Source organism: Ignatzschineria sp. F8392 (assembly GCF_002252045.1).
In the GTDB taxonomy this organism is placed as follows: Bacteria; Pseudomonadota; Gammaproteobacteria; order Cardiobacteriales; family Wohlfahrtiimonadaceae; genus Ignatzschineria.
In genome coordinates, this window is record NZ_NEFF01000001.1 from 736,575 (window position 1) to 754,521 (window position 17,947).

The 17,947-nt window shown below is 41.4% G+C and carries 13 protein-coding genes; 8 read left to right on the top strand and 5 right to left on the bottom strand.

Translation table 11 applies throughout. The features are described 5' to 3' along the window. The first annotated feature begins 83 nt into the window (after window positions 1–83). Window positions 84–1,322 (top strand): multidrug effflux MFS transporter, encoded by a 1,239-nt coding sequence (locus B9T19_RS03135; protein ID WP_094567116.1) that lies wholly within the window; start codon window positions 84–86, stop codon window positions 1,320–1,322. Window positions 1,323–1,475: 153 nt separating this feature from the next. On the opposite strand, the gene dnaJ is transcribed toward B9T19_RS03135, so the two are convergent. The 5 genes from dnaJ to B9T19_RS03160 all read right to left on the bottom strand — a co-directional run bounded on the left by dnaJ (window position 1,476) and on the right by B9T19_RS03160 (window position 10,651). Continuing rightward, window positions 1,476–2,618 carry a molecular chaperone DnaJ gene (gene dnaJ / locus B9T19_RS03140; RefSeq protein WP_094567117.1) on the bottom strand — a complete coding sequence of 381 codons (1,143 nt, stop codon included), beginning with the start codon at window positions 2,616–2,618 and terminating at the stop codon, window positions 1,476–1,478. Between the two features lie 642 nt (window positions 2,619–3,260). Then, on the bottom strand, window positions 3,261–5,174 hold the full coding sequence (gene dnaK / locus B9T19_RS03145; protein ID WP_094567118.1) for a molecular chaperone DnaK: 1,914 nt from the start codon (window positions 5,172–5,174) through the stop codon (window positions 3,261–3,263). 525 nt (window positions 5,175–5,699) lie between these two features. Next, window positions 5,700–6,452 (bottom strand): YggS family pyridoxal phosphate-dependent enzyme, encoded by a 753-nt coding sequence (locus B9T19_RS03150; protein ID WP_094567119.1) that lies wholly within the window; start codon window positions 6,450–6,452, stop codon window positions 5,700–5,702. 36 nt (window positions 6,453–6,488) lie between these two features. After that, window positions 6,489–7,868, bottom strand: coding sequence for a sigma-54 dependent transcriptional regulator (locus tag B9T19_RS03155; RefSeq protein ID WP_094567120.1), 1,380 nt, complete (start codon window positions 7,866–7,868; stop codon window positions 6,489–6,491). 251 nt (window positions 7,869–8,119) lie between these two features. Then, complete coding sequence (locus B9T19_RS03160) at window positions 8,120–10,651, bottom strand: DNA topoisomerase I (RefSeq protein WP_094567121.1); 2,532 nt, start codon at window positions 10,649–10,651, stop codon at window positions 8,120–8,122. Between the two features lie 491 nt (window positions 10,652–11,142). Here B9T19_RS03160 and B9T19_RS03165 point away from each other — a divergent pair, with 491 nt between their 5' ends. From B9T19_RS03165 to B9T19_RS03195, 7 genes are all read left to right on the top strand, one after another. Beyond that, window positions 11,143–11,505 (top strand): diacylglycerol kinase, encoded by a 363-nt coding sequence (locus B9T19_RS03165; protein ID WP_094567376.1) that lies wholly within the window; start codon window positions 11,143–11,145, stop codon window positions 11,503–11,505. Window positions 11,506–11,571: 66 nt separating this feature from the next. Next, window positions 11,572–12,591, top strand: coding sequence for a tRNA (adenosine(37)-N6)-threonylcarbamoyltransferase complex transferase subunit TsaD (tsaD, locus tag B9T19_RS03170; protein ID WP_094567122.1), 1,020 nt, complete (start codon window positions 11,572–11,574; stop codon window positions 12,589–12,591). Between the two features lie 4 nt (window positions 12,592–12,595). Next, window positions 12,596–13,954 carry a deoxyguanosinetriphosphate triphosphohydrolase gene (locus tag B9T19_RS03175; protein WP_094567123.1) on the top strand — a complete coding sequence of 453 codons (1,359 nt, stop codon included), beginning with the start codon at window positions 12,596–12,598 and terminating at the stop codon, window positions 13,952–13,954. A gap of 170 nt (window positions 13,955–14,124) precedes the next feature. Further along, on the top strand, window positions 14,125–15,582 hold the full coding sequence (gene ccoN, locus B9T19_RS03180; protein ID WP_094567124.1) for a cytochrome-c oxidase, cbb3-type subunit I: 1,458 nt from the start codon (window positions 14,125–14,127) through the stop codon (window positions 15,580–15,582). A 19-nt stretch (window positions 15,583–15,601) separates the two neighbouring features. Further along, window positions 15,602–16,426: a cytochrome-c oxidase, cbb3-type subunit II gene (gene ccoO, locus B9T19_RS03185; protein WP_369828056.1), complete on the top strand. Its 825-nt coding sequence runs from the start codon at window positions 15,602–15,604 to the stop codon at window positions 16,424–16,426. Between the two features lie 18 nt (window positions 16,427–16,444). Continuing rightward, entirely contained in the window at window positions 16,445–16,675 is a 231-nt protein-coding gene (locus B9T19_RS03190) for a CcoQ/FixQ family Cbb3-type cytochrome c oxidase assembly chaperone (protein ID WP_094567126.1), read from the top strand. Between the two features lie 43 nt (window positions 16,676–16,718). Beyond that, window positions 16,719–17,756, top strand: a complete 1,038-nt coding sequence (locus tag B9T19_RS03195) for a cbb3-type cytochrome c oxidase N-terminal domain-containing protein (RefSeq protein WP_094567127.1) — start codon at window positions 16,719–16,721, stop codon at window positions 17,754–17,756. Window positions 17,757–17,947 lie beyond the last annotated feature (191 nt).

The window sequence follows — 17,947 nt, forward strand, 5'->3', positions numbered from 1 at the left end:
TGCATTCTTGGATACTTGAGTCTTCATTTAAATTCTCACTCTACGATTTTAAATTTTAATGATAGATAGGTCGATCAATATATATGGTTCTCTATACTCCTAAAAAACTTCCTGGTGTTCCACTGCTGGTCATTATCATTACTCTGATGGGGGCTTTTGCTCCGATGTCGATTGATCTCTATCTGCCGGCATTTTTACAAATACAGGAGGGATTCGGAACCACCGATGCCGAAGTTAAAAAGACCTTAACGCTCTTTCTGTTAGGCCTCTGTATTGGGATGATGTTTTATGGGCCTCTCTCTGATAAATATGGTCGACGTAATATTATCTTAATCGGGGCGATTATCTACTCCATCACCAGTATCTTGAGTACCTTAGTTTCCCAAATTGAAGGTTTGCAAGCGTTACGATTGATTCAGGCGATTGGTGCCGGCGCATGTATGGTGGTCGGGCGCGCGGTAATTCGAGATGTCTTTAAGGGGAAGGAGGTTGCGGTGATGATGTCGGTGGTGCAGGTGATTATGATGATCGCGCCACTCTTGGCACCTCTTATCGGTGTTGCGGTACTCTATCTCTTTAAGAGTTGGCAGGCACTCTTTTGGGTATTAACCTTTTTCGGTAGTGCGGCTTTCTTTCTCACCTTCTTTTTTCTGCCGGAGACTTACCAAAAAGAGGAGAGAGGTGAGATCAGTATTGCCCAGACCTTTAAAAATTATGGTTTAATTTTGAAAGATCGGCGCTCTTTAGGTGCGATGCTCGGCTGTGCTTTGCCGGCAGGTGTTGTTTTTGCCTATGTCACGGGCTCTTCCTATCTCTATCAGGCACAATATGGTTTAAGTGAATTCCATTTTAGTATTCTATTTGGGCTCAATATTGTTGGTGTTATTATTAGTGCGCTCCTTAATATTCTCTGTCTCAAACGTTTTAGTGTGATTACCTTAATTCTTTTTGGGCTTGTTTGGATCAGTCTTGCCGGCATAATTATGTTGTTTTGGGGAGATCAATCTCTCATTGGCTTTTTCCTCTCAACCTTCCTTTTGATGTGTGTCTCTGGTTTTATTGGTAATAATATTGTCTCTCAAATTATTGAGCTCAATTATCATCGAGCGGGAGCAGCAATGGCACTAAACTCAGCAACCCAATTTTTTGTGGGTGCGATTGCAAGTTATATTGTGACTCATCATCAGGCACTTTTAACAGTCGTGATGGGGGTTTCGGGAATCTCAGGAGCGATTGCTTATTTTCTTCTCTATCAGCCATGGCGTGAGGTAAGAGTGGATCAAAGTATAGATCAAAGCGTGGATCAAAGCGTAGATCAATAGGAGATTGAATGATTAAAGAGCCCAGAAGTTTAAACTCCTGGGCTCTTTTTTTGGTTGCTATTTTGGGATCTGATGTGAAGATGCTAGCTCAAAATTGGCTAGTAGGTTCATTATCCCATCGCCTCCTATTTTTCGTGAGGCGAGCTAATGATTTTACTTACCTAAATCTTCGAAAAAACGTTTTGCTTTATCTAGCCAGCTATTCTGTTTAGGTGCGTGATTTTCCCCTAATGTTTCACCAAATTTACGCAACATCTCTTGCTGTTCGCTGCTCAATTTAACCGGGGTCTCTACTTTGATTGTGCAGTAGAGGTCACCTTGCACGCCACCTCGAACGGGCTTAACTCCTTTTCCGCGCAATCTAAAGACGCGATCCGTCTGTGTTTCTGCCGGGATCTTTAAGTTAACGCGTCCATCGAGGGTAGGGACTTCTATCTCGCCCCCTAATGCTGCGGTTGTAAAGCTGACTGGCACCTCACAGTAGAGGTTTTCATCTTCGCGAGTGAAGATGGCATGTTTCTTCACGCGGATCTGTACGTAGAGATCACCATTCGGTCCGCCATTTTCACCAGCTTCACCTTCACCAGAAAGGCGAATTCGGTCACCAGTATCAACGCCTGCCGGTACTTTCACTTCAAGCGTTTTGTTTTTACGAATGCTACCGCTACCATGGCAATGTTTACACGGATTGGTAATCTTTTTGCCACGACCATGACAGTCAGGGCAGGTCTGCTGTACAGAGAAGAAGCCTTGCGATACACGAACTTGTCCTAAACCGTGACAGGTTGGACAGGTAACCGGCTCAGATCCTTCAGCAGCACCGCTACCATTACAGTAGTGACAATGAACTTTTGTCGGTACAGTGATTCGGGTTGTTGTCCCAAAGACAGCCTCTTCTAAGGTGATATCGAGTTGGTAACCAATATCTTCTCCACGATATGCACGGGGACCACCTTGTGCGCCACCGCCACGATTACCGAAGATATCACCAAACATATCACCAAAGATATCGCCGAAATCAGCGCCACCGAAGCCGCTAAATCCACCTTGTCCAGCACCCGCTTGACCATTGACACCTGCATGACCAAATTGATCATACATTTTTCGCTTCTCTTCATCGTAGAGAACTTCGTAGGCTTTCTGAACCTCTTTAAATTTCGCTTCAGCTTCCTCTTTGTTCTCCGAATTACGGTCTGGATGATATTTTCCAGCAAGTCTTCTGTAAGCTTTACGGATCTCATCTTGTGTCGCTGTTTTCGCTACGCCTAAGACCTCATAATAATCGCGTTCCGCCATATATGCTTATTCCTTAATTTCTCTATCGTTTGACTCTATCACTATCTTCTATAAATGATTTCTGTAATAACTATTTTACTATTTTAACTATCGGTATTGGTTAAATATCACTCTCTTTAACATTTTTTAATATCTTTAATATCTTTAATACCTTTAGTGCTTTGAGTATCTATATCAATATTTCTACTATTAATGCCTATTTAATAGGACTGAATAGGATTGAATAGATCTGAATACAAATAGATCTTCATATATTTATCTTTGTTTTTCTGGTTGTTGCCGTTAAACAGATTATCAATCTAGATTTATAGAAGGTGGGTAAATGGATAACTTTCAGATTAACCTCTAACCTCTTAGCGAGAGATCGGTGTTAGATTAATCATTATCACCATTCCTATTACTTTGGGCACTTATTCAATCATGATTGATAAGATGTTTAATCGATATTAAATCTATGGTTCATCTTTATCGATGTTCTTATGAGAACTCTATTTGAGAGTCTTGTCTATCGAGTCTTTACTGAGTCTCTACTGAGTTCTTCTTGACTATTTTTACAACAAATATCAATTCTGTTTGTTTAGACTTTAAAAGAGGATACCCCTTTCGAGGTATCCTTCATAGAGTACTTATGATGAAAGAGAATTACTTCTTCTCACCTTTGTCATCTTTAACTTCTTCAAACTCAGCATCAACAACATTGTCATCTTTAGCTTCTTGACCTTCAGCTGTTTCGCCTTGTTCTGCATAAGCTTTCTGTGCAAGCGCACCAGCAAGTTCTGTTAATTTTTCAGTTTTTGCATTGATATCAGCAAGATCACTACCTTTTACGGCTTCTTTAAGCTCTTCGATCGCTGCTTCAATCGCTGTTTTTTCAGACTCTTCTACTTTATCTGCTAAATCTTTAAGTGATTTTTCAGAAGCATGGATCATCTGTTCAGCCATATTGCGTGCAGAAACGAGCTCTTGGAACTTCTTATCATCTTCAGCATGCTTTTCAGCATCTTTGATCATCTTCTCGATATCATCTTCAGAGAGACCAGAGTTTGAACGAATCTGGATAGATTGCTCTTTACCTGTCGCTTTATCTTTTGCTGAAACATTCATAATACCATCAGAGTCGATATCAAATGTTACTTCGATTTGTGGTACACCGCGTGGTGCTGGTGGAATGTCTGAAAGATCAAACTGACCTAAAGAGTGGTTCTCAGAAGCTTGTGGACGCTCACCTTGTAATACATGGATGGTTACTGCAGGTTGATTGTCCTGTGCTGTTGAGAATACTTGGCTTGCTTTTGTTGGGATCGTTGTATTCTTCTCGATCAACTTAGTCATCACGCCACCCATTGTCTCGATACCGAGAGAGAGTGGAGTTACATCAAGAAGAAGAACATCTTTAACATCACCACCTAATACACCGCCTTGTACCGCAGCACCTGATGCAACAGCTTCATCTGGGTTCACATCGTGGCGAGGCTCTTTACCAAAGAACTCTTTAACTTTCTCTTGTACTTTAGGCATACGAGTCTGACCACCGACAAGGATGACATCATCGATTTGGCTTGCTGAAAGACCCGCATCTTTAAGTGCCACGCGGCATGGCTCAAGCGTACGATCGATAAGATCTTCTACTAACGCTTCAAGTTTTGCGCGAGTCATCTTGATATTAAGATGTTTTGGTCCTGTATTATCTGCCGTGATGTAAGGAAGGTTGATCTCTGTCTGCTGTGCAGAGGAGAGTTCGATTTTCGCTTTTTCACCAGCATCTTTAAGACGTTGTAATGCTAAAGGATCATTTTGGAGATCGATACCGGTCTCTTTTTTGAACTCTTCAACAAGGTAGTTGATGATAGCATTGTCAAAATCTTCACCACCTAGGAAAGTATCACCATTAGTTGAGAGAACTTCAAACTGTTTGTCGCCATCAAAGTCAGCAATTTCGATGATGGAGATATCAAATGTACCGCCTCCTAAGTCGAATACTGCAACTTTCTTCTCACCTTTCGAGTCTTTATCAAGACCATAGGCAAGAGCAGCTGCTGTTGGTTCGTTGATAATACGTTTTACATCAAGACCTGCGATCTTACCTGCATCTTTTGTTGCTTGACGTTGAGCATCATTAAAGTACGCAGGAACAGTGATTACTGCTTCAGTTACTTTCTCACCAAGATATTTCTCGGCAGTCTCTTTCATCTTCATTAAGACACGTGCAGAAACTTCTGGTGGTGCCATCTTCTGATTATCTAATACTTCAACCCATGCATCGCCATTATCAGCTTTGATAATAGAGAAGGGAACAATCTCACGATCTTTCTGTACTTCTGCATCATCAAAGCGACGGCCAATAAGACGTTTGATCGCATAGAGTGTATTTTTAGGGTTGGTAATTGCCTGACGTTTCGCCGGCTCACCTGTTAAAACTTCATCGGGAGTATATGCCACGATAGAAGGGGTTGTGCGATCACCTTCTGCGTTCTCAATAACGCGCACTTTATCGCCTTCCATTACGGCAACACATGAGTTAGTTGTACCTAAGTCAATACCAATAATTTTAGCCATTATTTTATTTCCTTTATTGTCACTTATTATTGAATCAATGATTGTTAATAATTGTTGTTGAGTAATGCGTTAAAGTCAGAATTAATCAGATTTAAATCAGATTTATAAGGTTTTAGAGTTCTATAAGATCAGTCATACAAATACCGATTCAATATCGATGAGAAAAGGTTGATCTAACACAATTCATAAAAGATCTTAGATCTCTGCTCTAAACTTCTCTTTACAACTTAAAATCTTTCAATTTATCTTTCATTTTCTTTAGCCTACTTCATTCTCTGAGTACAATATGGGAACGAATTTTTAGACTTCAAGTGTTTTTATCTATTTATCTTAAATTTTTTTTGAATTTTTCTTAAACATTCTTCTAAATCTTACTCTTAAAGCTCTAAGGTTTGTTATATGGTTTGCCTCATTCCTTACGATATATCGGCCTTAGGGGAGATTGTTCTAGCTGAAGGAGTTCGTGGAAAATTGATCAAAATAGGATCTATTTCCACTCTATCTCTTAGTGTTTATCTCTGAGATTTATGCCTCTTTTGAGGATCTTCTTGCGCCGAAGATATCGCTACCGATACGGATAATGGTGGCACCTTCTTCAATTGCAAGTTCTAGATCTCCACTCATGCCCATAGAGAGTTCTTTAGCATCTTCTGGAAGTAAGCCTTTTTGCCTCATCTCTTCACTCAACTCTCTTAATGTGGAGAATCCTGCACGAATAAGGTCTGGATTATCAGATTGAAGGCCAATTGTCATCAAGCCTCGAATCTCAAGGTGAGTAAAGGGGGCAAGTTCCTCTAGAAATGGAGTGAGCTGATCGGGAAGTAATCCCTGTTTATTGGGATCTAATGAGCTGTTGACCTGAATAAAAATGGCTGTTTTTTTATTTAAAGCTTGAGAGGCTCGATCGATACGGCGAGCGATTCTGATGCGATCAACACTTTGGATACAATCTGCATACGCTGTAACCTCATTTACCTTATTTCCTTGTAATGGACCAATAAAGTGAGTCTCTCTGGGTGTTTTAAAAGAGGTGTTGATCTTTTGGAGGAGCTTAGGTGCTTTTTCCATCAGTTCTTGGGCTCTATTTTCACCGATAAGCCCATACCCGAGAGCAATTGCTCGATTAATTGTATCGATCGACTGCTCTTTTGTTGCTAGGAGGAGGGAGATCTCATTGGGATCTCTTTGAGCACTCTTTGCGGCGCTTTTGATTCGTTGATAGACCTTTTCGATATTGGAGAGAAGTTGTTGGTCGCTGATCTGTACTTCTGTCGTCATGTCCTATTTACCTCTATTTTTAACTTCTATTAGCCACTAGTAACCTTTTTTAGGATCGATATCGAGCGATTTTAACTTGCGATAGAGGTTTGTCCGCTCCATCCCTACCAATTCAGCAAGATTTGCGATATTACCTTCAGAACGCTCATATTGTGCGATCAAATAGGCTCGTTCAAACTGTTCTCGAGCTTCCCTTAAGGGGAGATGGAGCGGCAGATGATCTGTTAAGTTGGTTAAATTGCTACTATTTTTAAGATCTTGTTCTAATGCTTGATTGACTTCTTCTAGTGTAACTTCATCGCTTTTACCTAAGACTAATAAGCGTTGAATGATATTTTTAAGTGCGAGATGATTGCCACTCCACTGATGGTTTCGAAGACGATTTTGCGCTGCAATAGAGAAGTGGCGATAGGTTAAGCCTTTATCATCAACAAAGTAGTGGATGTAGGCATTGACTAATTCCGGCACATCTTCAGGGTGTTCTGCAAGAGAGGGGATCTCGATAAGAACGACATTAATTTGATGCCAGAGAGGTTCAAGAAAATCTCCGCTCTCAACAAGCGAGAGGAGTCCAGGTTGTGCTGAGAAGATATAGCGAATATTTGTGGGGGTAATGGTGCCTGTTTGTGGATGGATATATGATTTTGTTTGGATAAGATCATAAATCAGCTTTTGTGCGCGATCATCCGCTTGCTCTAAGTTGCTAAGATAGAGAGTGCCGCCATCAAGCGACTGGAGGAGTTGTGAACGTTTCTCCGCATTTTCAATAAGCTCTTTTACTTCATTTAAGCTGAGTGAGTTGAAACTCAATTCCAAGAAGGGGGCTTTTTTTCTATTTGACGAAGTATGGATATAACTTGCAATGCCGGCTACTTCAGAGCCAAATGTATGGAGAAGAAGAACATTGGTATCTGATTTAGCCGCTTCGATTAACCTCTCTCTTAAGGTTACCATCAATTGACTTCGACCAATCGGTTCAAAGGGAGGAATTGCCGGCGGAGCACTCTGTAAGGACTCTTCTGCCTGAGGAGTTTTTGATTTTGATTCTTCCAATGTCTTCTCAACGACGAGGAGTAACTTTGCTAATGTTAATGGCTTTTCAAGAAAGTCGACAGCGCCTAATTTAGTCGCTTCAATCGCATGCTCTAAAGTTCCATGTCCACTCATCATAATAACAGGGCAGTGTAGCTCGCTATTATTACGCCACTCTCCTAAAAGAGAGATGCCATCAATATCGGGCATCCAGATATCGAGAAGAATTAGATCAGGCTCTCGCTCCGCTTTTAGCGCTTTAGCTTCTGAGCCATTATAAGCCATTGCGACCTCGTAACCTTCATCTTGTAAAATGTCACTAACAAGGTTACAGATATCTTTTTCATCATCAATAATTAGGATATAAGGTTTTTCTTGTGACATAGTGAATTGACTCTCTCTTATCAAATTAGGGTAGGGGTAAATAGGGCTAGGCAGATCAATAGGCTCTTTTTAAAGGGGCTATTGATTCTGTGTTATAGCATTCATTTTATCAATAAAGAGGAAAAAGGGGTGTCTTTAACCACCCCTTTTGTAAAATTAGCCTCTCTGTTCTCTCTGTTCTCTCTGTTCTCTCTATTGCGATAGAGGTAGAGATAGAGATAGAGATAGAGCTCAGAATTATTTGAGGATGATTACTCCTCACTACTCTCCTTGGCACTACTCTTTTTACTACTGCTCTTCTTAGTCGCAGTGCTCTTGGTCGTACTCTTCTTGGCTGTAGTACTCTTTGTCGTACTACTCTTCGTTGCCGTACTCTTTTTGGGAGAGGCTTTTTTGGCCGTGCTCTTTTTGGCGGTCGTTTTTTTAGTTTCAGCCTTATCATCTGCACTTTTTTTAGTGCTACTCTTCTTTGTTGCAGCTTTGCGGCGACCTTTTGCCGGTGCTTTTGCCAATAGCTCTTTACACTCTTCTAAGGTTAATAGTGCCGGATCACTCTCTTTCGGGACCTTCGCATTTTTGGTGCCATCTGTAATATAGGGTCCGTAGCGACCATTAATTACTTCGATCAATACATCACCATCTTGGAATGAATTGATGAACTTAGCGGCTTCCGCTGCTTTATGCGCTTCTACAATCTCCATCGCACGCTCAAATGTGACGCTATAAGGATCATCTTCTTTTAGAGAGACAAATTTGCGTGGACCATATTGAATGTAAGGACCAAAACGGCCAATATTTGCACGAATGTCGTAGCCATCTTCTCCTTGACCTAAAACGCGAGGAAGGCGGAAGAGTGCCATCGCTTCTTCAAAAGTAATGGTGTCAATACTCTGTCCTGGAAGAAGTGAGGCAAAACGGGGTTTCTCCTCATCATCCTTATCTCCAATTTGAGCAAAAGGTCCATAGCGACCAATTCTTACAGAGACTGGCTTTCCTGTTTTAGGATCTTCTCCCAATACTTTAGCCTGAGCCACTTCCGCGCGGGTGACATTCTCTTCAACATGATTACATTGTGCGATAAAGGGGGTCCAAAATTCTTCTAAAAGAGGAATCCACTCTTTTTCTCCATTTGCAATCTCATCGAGATTATCCTCCATGAGTGCCGTAAATTCATAATCGACGATGCGGGTAAACTCTGAAGAGAGGAAGCGTGCGACAATTTTCCCCATGTCGGTAGGGATAAAACGACGACTATCTAAAATAACATATTCTCGATTTTGGAGCGTTGAGATAATGGAGGCGTAAGTTGAGGGGCGTCCAATACCAAACTCTTCGAGAGACTTGACAAGAGAAGCCTCCGTATAGCGTGGGGGTGGTTCAGTGAAGTGTTGATTTGGTTTGATCTCGGTAAGATCGATTATTTCCCCAATTGCCATTTCTGGAAGAATCTTATCTTCATCTTTCTGCTCCTCTTTTTCATCATCAACATCCTCGAGATAGAGGCTCATAAAACCCGGAAAAGCAATGGTAGATCCTGTTACACGGAAGGTATGAAGACCTTTTTCTCCCAAATCGATCGAGGTGGTATTCATGATTGCAGACTCCATCTGAGAGGCAATGGCGCGTTTCCAGATCAGCTCATAGAGGCGATATTGATCAGAAGTCAGATGCTCTTTTACCGATTCCGGAGTTCTAAAGACAGATGTTGGGCGAATTGCTTCATGCGCTTCTTGGGCGTTTTTTGCCTTTGTCTTATATTCTCTAGGTGCTTTAGGAAGGTACTCATCGCCATGTTGACTCTTAATATAGCGACGAATATCTTCAAGCGCTTCGTTAGAGAGAGTGACAGAGTCTGTACGCATATAAGTAATGAGACCGATCGTTTCAGCCCCTAGGTTGATCCCTTCATAGAGATCTTGCGCTGTTCGCATTGTGCGAGTTGTACTAAATCGCAGTTTACGTGAAGCTTCCTGTTGTAAGGTTGAGGTGGTAAAAGGCGCTGCCGGATTACGACGACGCTGCTTCTTTTCAACATTGTAGACAGGGATTTTATTATTAAACCGCTTCTCGAGTGTTGCTTTAGTGGCATTTGCGCTCTTTTCATCGGTAATGGTAAATTGCTCTACCTTTTCACCGTTATACTCGATTAATTTACCGGAGAAGGTCGAACTCTCTTTTGCAAGGTTGGCAAAGATTGACCAGTACTCTTGAGAGACGAAGGCATTGATCTCATCTTCTCGCTCTACAATTAATCTTAATGCCGGTGATTGAACGCGACCTGCAGAGAGGCCAGGGTTAATCTTTTTCCAAAGAAGTGGAGAGAGATTGAAACCGACAAGATAATCGAGAGCAGTTCGAGCTTGTTGTGCCTCTACAAGATCCATATCAATCTGCCTAGGGTGGGCGACAGCATATTGAACAGCACTTTTTGTAATTTCATTGAAGACAACACGTGTGATCTTTTTCCCTGTCAGTGCTCTTTTACTCTTAAGATACTCTAAAATATGCCAAGAGATCGCTTCACCTTCTCTATCCGGGTCCGTCGCAAGCATAAGGTTGTCCGCATCTTTTAATGCTTTCTCTATAGCAGCAAGATGTTTTCGGTTTTGGGGGATCACCTCATATTTCATCGCAAAATTATTATCTGGATCAACAGAACCAGTTTTGCGAACTAATTGTCTTACGTGACCAAAAGAGGCAAGAACGGTAAAGTCCTTGCCCAGATATTTTTCAATTGTTTTTGCCTTTGCAGGGGATTCAACAATAACTAAAGATTTACTCATCTAATTTCTCAATTATCCTACGATTGTAACGTATCTATTAACGTGTCTATATTTTATGGTTCAAAGTGGCACATATTTGCTACAATAACAAATTCAGATTTCTAAATTCAGATTTAAAACGAAGTAGTAGTTTGAGTAATTTATCTTAAGAATTCAAGCTATCGCTATAAATTAACCTAAAAAGTAGAATTGATATCAATATGTATTACGACCAGAAAAAACCAAAAAGATCTTTCAAGTGGCTCTATTTGATTCTTATAGTCGCCTTTGTTGTATGGGTGATGCTCGATGATACCGATAAAGAGAATGAAACAACGCAGATTATTGAGGTTGAGTTGCCTCAATAGTTCATATCATTACTCGGAGCAGAATCCGAACAGAAATCCGAATAGAATCGGAATAGATCGAGAGAAATCAACAGTGAGATCAGTAGTGAGATCAGTAGTGAGATCGGTAGATCAACCGAGAAGGGTGTAATAGTGATGCAAAAGATGAACAAGCCTAATCGTAAGGGATTGGCTAGAATTGTTGCAGCAACCCAATATTCTCTAAGAGGATTACAAGCAGCTTACCGGAATGAGGAGGCGATTCGTCAAGAGTTGTGGGCGGGAATTGTTATTATTCCGCTTGCTTTTTTGATTGCAGATAGTGGTGTTGAGTTAGCTCTTCTCCTTGGAAGTGCGATTTTGATCTTTCTGATGGAGCTTGTTAATTCGGCGATTGAGTCTGTAGTCGATCGCATAAGTTTGGAGCATCATCCCTTATCGGGACAAGCGAAAGATATTGGCTCAGCACTTGTAATGGTGGCATTGATCATTTTTGCCACTGTTTGGTTGGCGATTCTCTTTTATTAGTTCTTTTATTGAGTTCTATATGTTGGAATATGGGTTTGAGGAATATTAGTGTGAGCAGAGGCAAAAGTGATCGTATTAGGAATTGAAAGTTCATGTGATGAGACAGGTGTCGCCATTTACGATGGTGCAGAGAGGAAGTTGTTAGCACATCAGCTCTACTCCCAAATTGCTTTGCATGCTCAATATGGTGGTGTGGTACCAGAGTTAGCATCGAGAGATCATATTCGTAAGCTTCCCCTTTTAGTCAATGCTGCGATTGAAGAGGCGGGAATTAATCTTCATGATTTAGAAGGAATCGCTTTTACGCGAGGACCTGGTTTAATCGGCGCGTTAATGGTTGCGGCAACTTATGCTCAAGGTTTAGGGTTAGCGCTTAATATTCCTATTTTGGGTGTTAATCATATGGAAGCTCATCTAATGGCGGTCATGTTAGAGGAAGAGCGGCCAGAATATCCCTTTGTAACGCTATTGGTTTCCGGAGGTCATACGCAACTTGTCTTAGTGCGTGATTTTGGTGATTATGAACTTTTAGGTGAGAGTCTTGATGATGCAGTTGGGGAAGCCTTTGATAAAACAGCAAAGATAATGGGTCTTCCTTATCCAGGAGGCCCAGAATTAGCAAAGCTAGCTGAAGAGGGTGATCCTACTCGTTACCACTTTCCACGACCGATGGTGAATCGCCCGGGGTTAGAGTTTAGTTTTAGCGGTATTAAAACAAAGGCCCTATTGACGATTGAAGAGGCAACTGAAGCTGACTACCCTGATATTGCTGCTGCATTTCAGGAGGCATTAATCGATACTTTGATTCAAAAATCTTTAAGAGCACTAAAAGTGACCGGTGCTAAAAATTTAGTGGTATCGGGAGGTGTAGGAGCTAACCAGCATCTTCGCGCAGAGCTGAGACGTTTAAGTGGCATTAAAGATTTTAAGGTCTATTTTCCTCGGTCAGAGTTTTGTACGGATAATGGTGCAATGGTTGCTTATCTAGGATGTGAACGCTTGAGTCGAGGTGAAGAGAGCGAATCTGTAAAGCTTTTAGCTCGTTGGCCGATCGACCAGTTAACAGAGCGGGATGCCAAGGAGTAAAGGGATGGATCGATATTGTAGACGTTGGCAGGAGTTATTACCTCAAGAGCGATTAGGTGTTGAGGTCAAGCAGGGGGTGCAGAGTTATCGTACCGATTTCCAGAAAGATTTCGATCGTCTTATCTTCTCTGCTGCTTTTAGACGTCTTCAAGATAAAACACAGGTTTTTCCTTTAGCGCAGACCGATTATGTTCGAACTCGCTTAACACACAGTTTAGAGGTTAGTAGTGTCTGTCGCAGTTTAGGTTCTCTACTTGGAGAGCATCTAGCACGTAAGGATGCGCTCTTTGAGATGACGCCTGCTGATTTAGGGGCAATTATGGCAGCGGGTGCTTTAGCACATGATATTGGTAATCCGCCATTTGGTCATGCCGGTGAGGAGGCTATTAGCCGTTTTTTTAAACGTAACAGTATTGGGTGTGATGTTTTAGCGCAGATGAAGCCTGAAGAACAAGCTGATTTTCTAGCTTTTGAGGGAAACGCTCAAGCCTTTCGGGTTTTGACAAAGTTGCAAAACTCTACTAATAGAGGTGGATTACAGCTTTCAATCCCAGTTTTAGCATCAATCTTAAAATATCCCTGTGCAAGTCTACATAAGCCCCGTGATGAAAATGTAGCATTTAAGAAATTTAATTACTTTCAATCAGAAAAAAAGCTCTTTTCGGAGGTAGCGCGTGCATCTTCAATGACGCCTCACCCGACAGTTGAGGGTGCTTGGTTTCGCCATCCTTTAGCATATCTATTAGAGGCGGCAGACGATATTTGTTACCATCTAGTAGATTTAGAGGATGCTTATCGTTTAAGATTATTAGAAAGTGAGCAAGTAGCCCATTTTTTAGAGTCTGTGATTACTAGTACGACAAGATTACCTGAAGAGAAGTTGGGTCGTTTTACTCGATCGAAGGATCGGGTGGAGTATCTTAGAGCATTTGCGATAGGTCTACTTGTAGATCAGACAATAAAGGCTTTCATTGAGAACGAAGTAGCAATTTTAGAAGGGCGTTTTAGTAAGAGTCTGCTGGATCTTATTCCGGCATCAACGTCACTTCGAGAGATTAAAGCTTATTCGCAAGCAAACGTCTATCACTCTGATACAGTTTTAGAGGTGGGAATTGCAGGATTTAAAGTTTTAGAGACTCTGCTAGAAGCTTTTACTGAGGCGGTTGAATTTGGAGAGAAGGGTGGGGCAAGAACTAAGATGTTGTTAAAGTTTCTGCCTGATCAGTTTTTCTGTGAAGGGAGAGCTATTAGTTCTGATCCATATAGGCGAGTGCAACAGGTTACAGACTTCGTTTCCGGAATGACTGATCGCTATGCGGTAAAAGTATTCAAAATGATTACGGGGGTTGATTTGCCTGTATAACTCTTGTTTAATATGCGCTGAACTGCGGAGGTTGGCGCTTCTTGCTTTGATACTATTTATTATTGATAGATATCAAGACACAACTGCTTGATTCTAGTAAGATGATGGCTCGAGTAACATTAGTATGGGATGCATTTTTAAAATGATGTTTGTTAAATTTTGGGGGAACTATGGGACAAAGTAAAAGTCTTCATGATCATTATGAGTACGGAGTAATCCGTGGGCTCGTAGTTAGTACTCTGTTTTTTGGAGCACTAGGATTATCTGCTGGACTTTGGGCGGCGTTAGAGCTGACCTGGCCAGTATTAAACTTTGATTTGCCAGGACTAACGTTCGGGCGCCTTAGACCTGTTCATACCACTTTAGTTATCTTTGGTATGGGGGGATCTGCATTAATCGGTACATCTTTCTATGTTGTGCAGAGAACATGTCAGGTAAGATTAGCCTATCCGGTCTTGGCATATATTGTATGGATTGGCTGGACAGTTGTATTTACATTGGTTCCGATCAGCTACATGATGGGTTACACTCAAGGTAAAGAGTATGCTGAATTTGAGTGGATCTTTGACTGGGCGGTAGCCGTTATCTGGTTGATGTATTTCTTTGTCTATGTCATGACAATTTTACGTCGTAAGCAGAAGCATATCTATGTTGCTAACTGGTTCTATCTTGCGTTTATCCTCGCGACGACACTTCTCCATGTGTTTAACAACATCTCGATTCCTGTATTTGGCGCAGAGGGTTTAAAATCTTATAACGTATTTAGCGGTATGCAGGATGCAATGGTGCAATGGTGGTATGGACATAACGCTGTTGGCTTCATCTTAACAGTTGCGTTCCTTGGTATGATGTATTATTTCGTACCGAAAGAGGCGGGTCGTCCGATCTACTCATATCGCCTTTCAATTGTTCACTTCTGGGCATTAACCTTCCTATATATGTGGGCTGGTGCGCATCACTTGCATTGGACTTCACTTCCAGACTGGGTGAGCTCACTCTCTGCAACATTCTCAATTATTCTTCTTCTTCCTTCATGGGGTGGGATGATTAACGGTATCATGACCTTATCAGGTGCATGGGATTCAATCCGTACTAATCCAATTATCCGCTTCATGGTTGTATCTCTCTCCTTCTATGGTATGAGTACGTTTGAAGGTCCATTGATGAGTCTTCGTTCTGTTAACGCACTCTCTCACTATACCGACTGGACAGTAGGTCACGTTCATGCGGGTGCATTAGGATGGGTTGCGATGATTACATTCGCGTCACTCTACCACATGGTTCCACGTGTGTTTGGTGGTAAGATCTGGAGCGAGCGCATGATCTTTGCTCACTTCTGGTTAGCGACGATCGGAATTGTAATCTACATTGTTTCTTTATGGGTTGCGGGTATCGGTCAAGGTATGATGTTACGTGCATTTAACCCTGAGTATGGAACACTTGCATACGAATTTATTGAAACAGTTAAGTTTATGCATACTCCGTATATCTTCAGAGCAATTGGTGGTGGCATGTTCTTATTGGGTGCTGTTCTTATGATCATTAACTTTGTAATGACAATGATTGTAGGTACTCGTGCTCAAGCGGATAACAATGCGTTAATCCCTGATGCAAAAGCTCATGCGTAATTAGGAGAAAATTTTAATGATTAAACATGAACGTTTAGAAAAAAATACAGGGCTTTTACTTCTCTTCACACTTGCGGTGATTAGTATCGGTGGGTTGATCGAGATTGTTCCACTCTTCTATATTGATGGAACGATCGAAGAGGTGAAGAAGAACGTTACAGAAGTAAAGCTTGATGAGAACTTCCAACCCGTTCTTGATGAAAATGGTAATGCGGTGATGGTAACGCGTGAAGTAGATGCGATCCGTCCTTATACACCACTAGAGTTTTTAGGTCGTAATATCTATGTAGCGGAAGGTTGCTATAACTGTCACTCACAACAGATTCGTCCTATGCAAGATGAGTATGAGCGTTATGGTCACTACTCATTAGCAGCTGAGTCTCAATTTGACAAACCATTCCAATGGGGATCACGTCGTATTGGACCAGACCTTGCTCGTGTGGGCGGTAAAATGGATAACCAATGGCACGTAGATCACTTAGTAGATCCAAAAAGTCGTGTTCCAGCATCGATTATGCCTAAATATCCTTGGTTGCTTGAAGATGATCTCTACTATGCCGATGTTAAGGAGCACTTAAGTGCAGCACGTATTGCAGGTGTGCCTTACTCGAAGACAGAAGAGGAATATCAGGCAAATATAGAGCGCTTTGGTGTTGATGTAGCCAATATGCTTGTTATTGACCTTGCGGCACAAAACTTGGAAGCACAGGCAGCTGCAGGAAATTACGATATGAATCCTGATCGTCTCACTAAAATGGATGCAATTGTTGCTTACCTTCAGGTATTAGGAACAATGGTTGAGTTTAAAGAAGACCAGGGTATCGAGTTTAGTGAGTTCCGTTAATTTAGAGGAGAATGTGTGATGATGGATTTCTTTATGTGGTTTACAGACTTAGGTAATAGTAAAACCTTAGCAGCTGTTATCTTCTTTGCTGTCTTTATCGGAATTATCATCTACACATTCACCGGTAAAGCTCGGAAAAAACGATTTGATGAGTATCGATATATTCCATTTATGGATGATGAAGAGTTCCTCTTTGATCAAAAAGAGCAGAAAGATAGAGCGAAAGATCAAAGTAGTGAGCACAAATAGGTGAACGATCTCTTCATGGTCAAAGTGACTGAGGAATAAAATAATGAGTGAAAACACAAATAAGAAAGATTTAAACAACGCAGAGGTAGAAACAACCGGTCACGTATGGGACGGTGACCTCCAGGAGTATAATAATCCTCTCCCTAGATGGTGGCTATATGCTTTCTATGGAACGATTATCTTCTCTATTGGCTACTGGATTCTCTTTCCAACTTGGCCGATGGCGAATGGTTATACCAAAGGGGTTTATAAAGTTGAGATTGAGAGACCTGTTGAGCAACAGTCAGGTGATCTACTCGTGGATGTAGAAGATGCAGATAATGCGCAGATGGAGCGTGTAAAAGTTCACTGGACAACACGTACAAGACTTGTCAATGAGCTACAATCATCTCCTGAAGCATTAAAGCGTCATGAGCATTTCTCTGAGTTAATGGCTAAAACAGAGGAAGAGATTATCAATGATCCCAATATGATTAAGTTTGCGGAAAATGCAGGTAAAACATTGTTTGTTGATAACTGTGCAACATGTCATGGTCCACAAGCGCAAGGAATCGTTGGTCTCTATCCTAACCTGAATGATGATAACTGGCTTTGGGGTGGTAGTTTAGCGCAGATCGAGGAGACAATTACTAAAGGTCGTCGTGGTAACATGCCCGCTGGTAAATTAACGATGACTCCTCAAGAGATTGAAGATGTTGCTAAATATACATTAACACTCTCTAATAACTATACTCCCGATGAAGCAACGTCACGTGGTGAAGAGCTCTTCTTTGGTAAAGGTGCATGTTTTACATGTCACGTAGACTTTACAAAAGATCCGCGTAAGGCGCAGGGTAATCCGCTTCTTGGAGCACCTAACTTGACTGACCAGATCTGGGAGATTGTAGATATTAATTCAAAAGAGACTCCAGAAGAGAAGGTTGCGGCAATTATCCCACAAATTCGTGACGGGGTTGATCCTAATACTACGAACCGTGTGATGCCGGCTTGGGAATCTCGTTTAAGCCCAGAGCAGATTCGTGCATTAGCTGTCTATGTTCACCAATTAGGTGGAAATAGTGCGGAAGAGTCTAATCAATAAGCTCTCTTAATGGAGTGACGAGATGGTTGTAGTATAGATACTTTCAGAGCTCCATTAAAAAGATCTTCAAAGGCCCTTTATGTTAGTAAAGGGCCTTTTTATTGATTTAGAACGTAAAAAATGATTTCCTTTCTGGGAACACTTAAGATTTTTATCAAATTTGGTTATAATGGATCCCTTATAAAATCATT

Coding starts and splice junctions, on each gene's coding strand:
- dnaJ (WP_094567117.1), bottom strand. CDS start 2,618: ATGGCGGAACGCGATTATTATGAGGTCTTAGGCGTAGCGAAAACAGCG.
- B9T19_RS03195 (WP_094567127.1), top strand. CDS start 16,719: ATGAGTGAAAACACAAATAAGAAAGATTTAAACAACGCAGAGGTAGAA.
- B9T19_RS03150 (WP_094567119.1), bottom strand. CDS start 6,452: ATGACGACAGAAGTACAGATCAGCGACCAACAACTTCTCTCCAATATC.
- B9T19_RS03165 (WP_094567376.1), top strand. CDS start 11,143: ATGAACAAGCCTAATCGTAAGGGATTGGCTAGAATTGTTGCAGCAACC.
- ccoN (WP_094567124.1), top strand. CDS start 14,125: ATGGGACAAAGTAAAAGTCTTCATGATCATTATGAGTACGGAGTAATC.
- B9T19_RS03190 (WP_094567126.1), top strand. CDS start 16,445: ATGATGGATTTCTTTATGTGGTTTACAGACTTAGGTAATAGTAAAACC.
- B9T19_RS03155 (WP_094567120.1), bottom strand. CDS start 7,868: ATGTCACAAGAAAAACCTTATATCCTAATTATTGATGATGAAAAAGAT.
- dnaK (WP_094567118.1), bottom strand. CDS start 5,174: ATGGCTAAAATTATTGGTATTGACTTAGGTACAACTAACTCATGTGTT.
- B9T19_RS03160 (WP_094567121.1), bottom strand. CDS start 10,651: ATGAGTAAATCTTTAGTTATTGTTGAATCCCCTGCAAAGGCAAAAACA.
- B9T19_RS03175 (WP_094567123.1), top strand. CDS start 12,596: ATGGATCGATATTGTAGACGTTGGCAGGAGTTATTACCTCAAGAGCGA.
- B9T19_RS03135 (WP_094567116.1), top strand. CDS start 84: ATGGTTCTCTATACTCCTAAAAAACTTCCTGGTGTTCCACTGCTGGTC.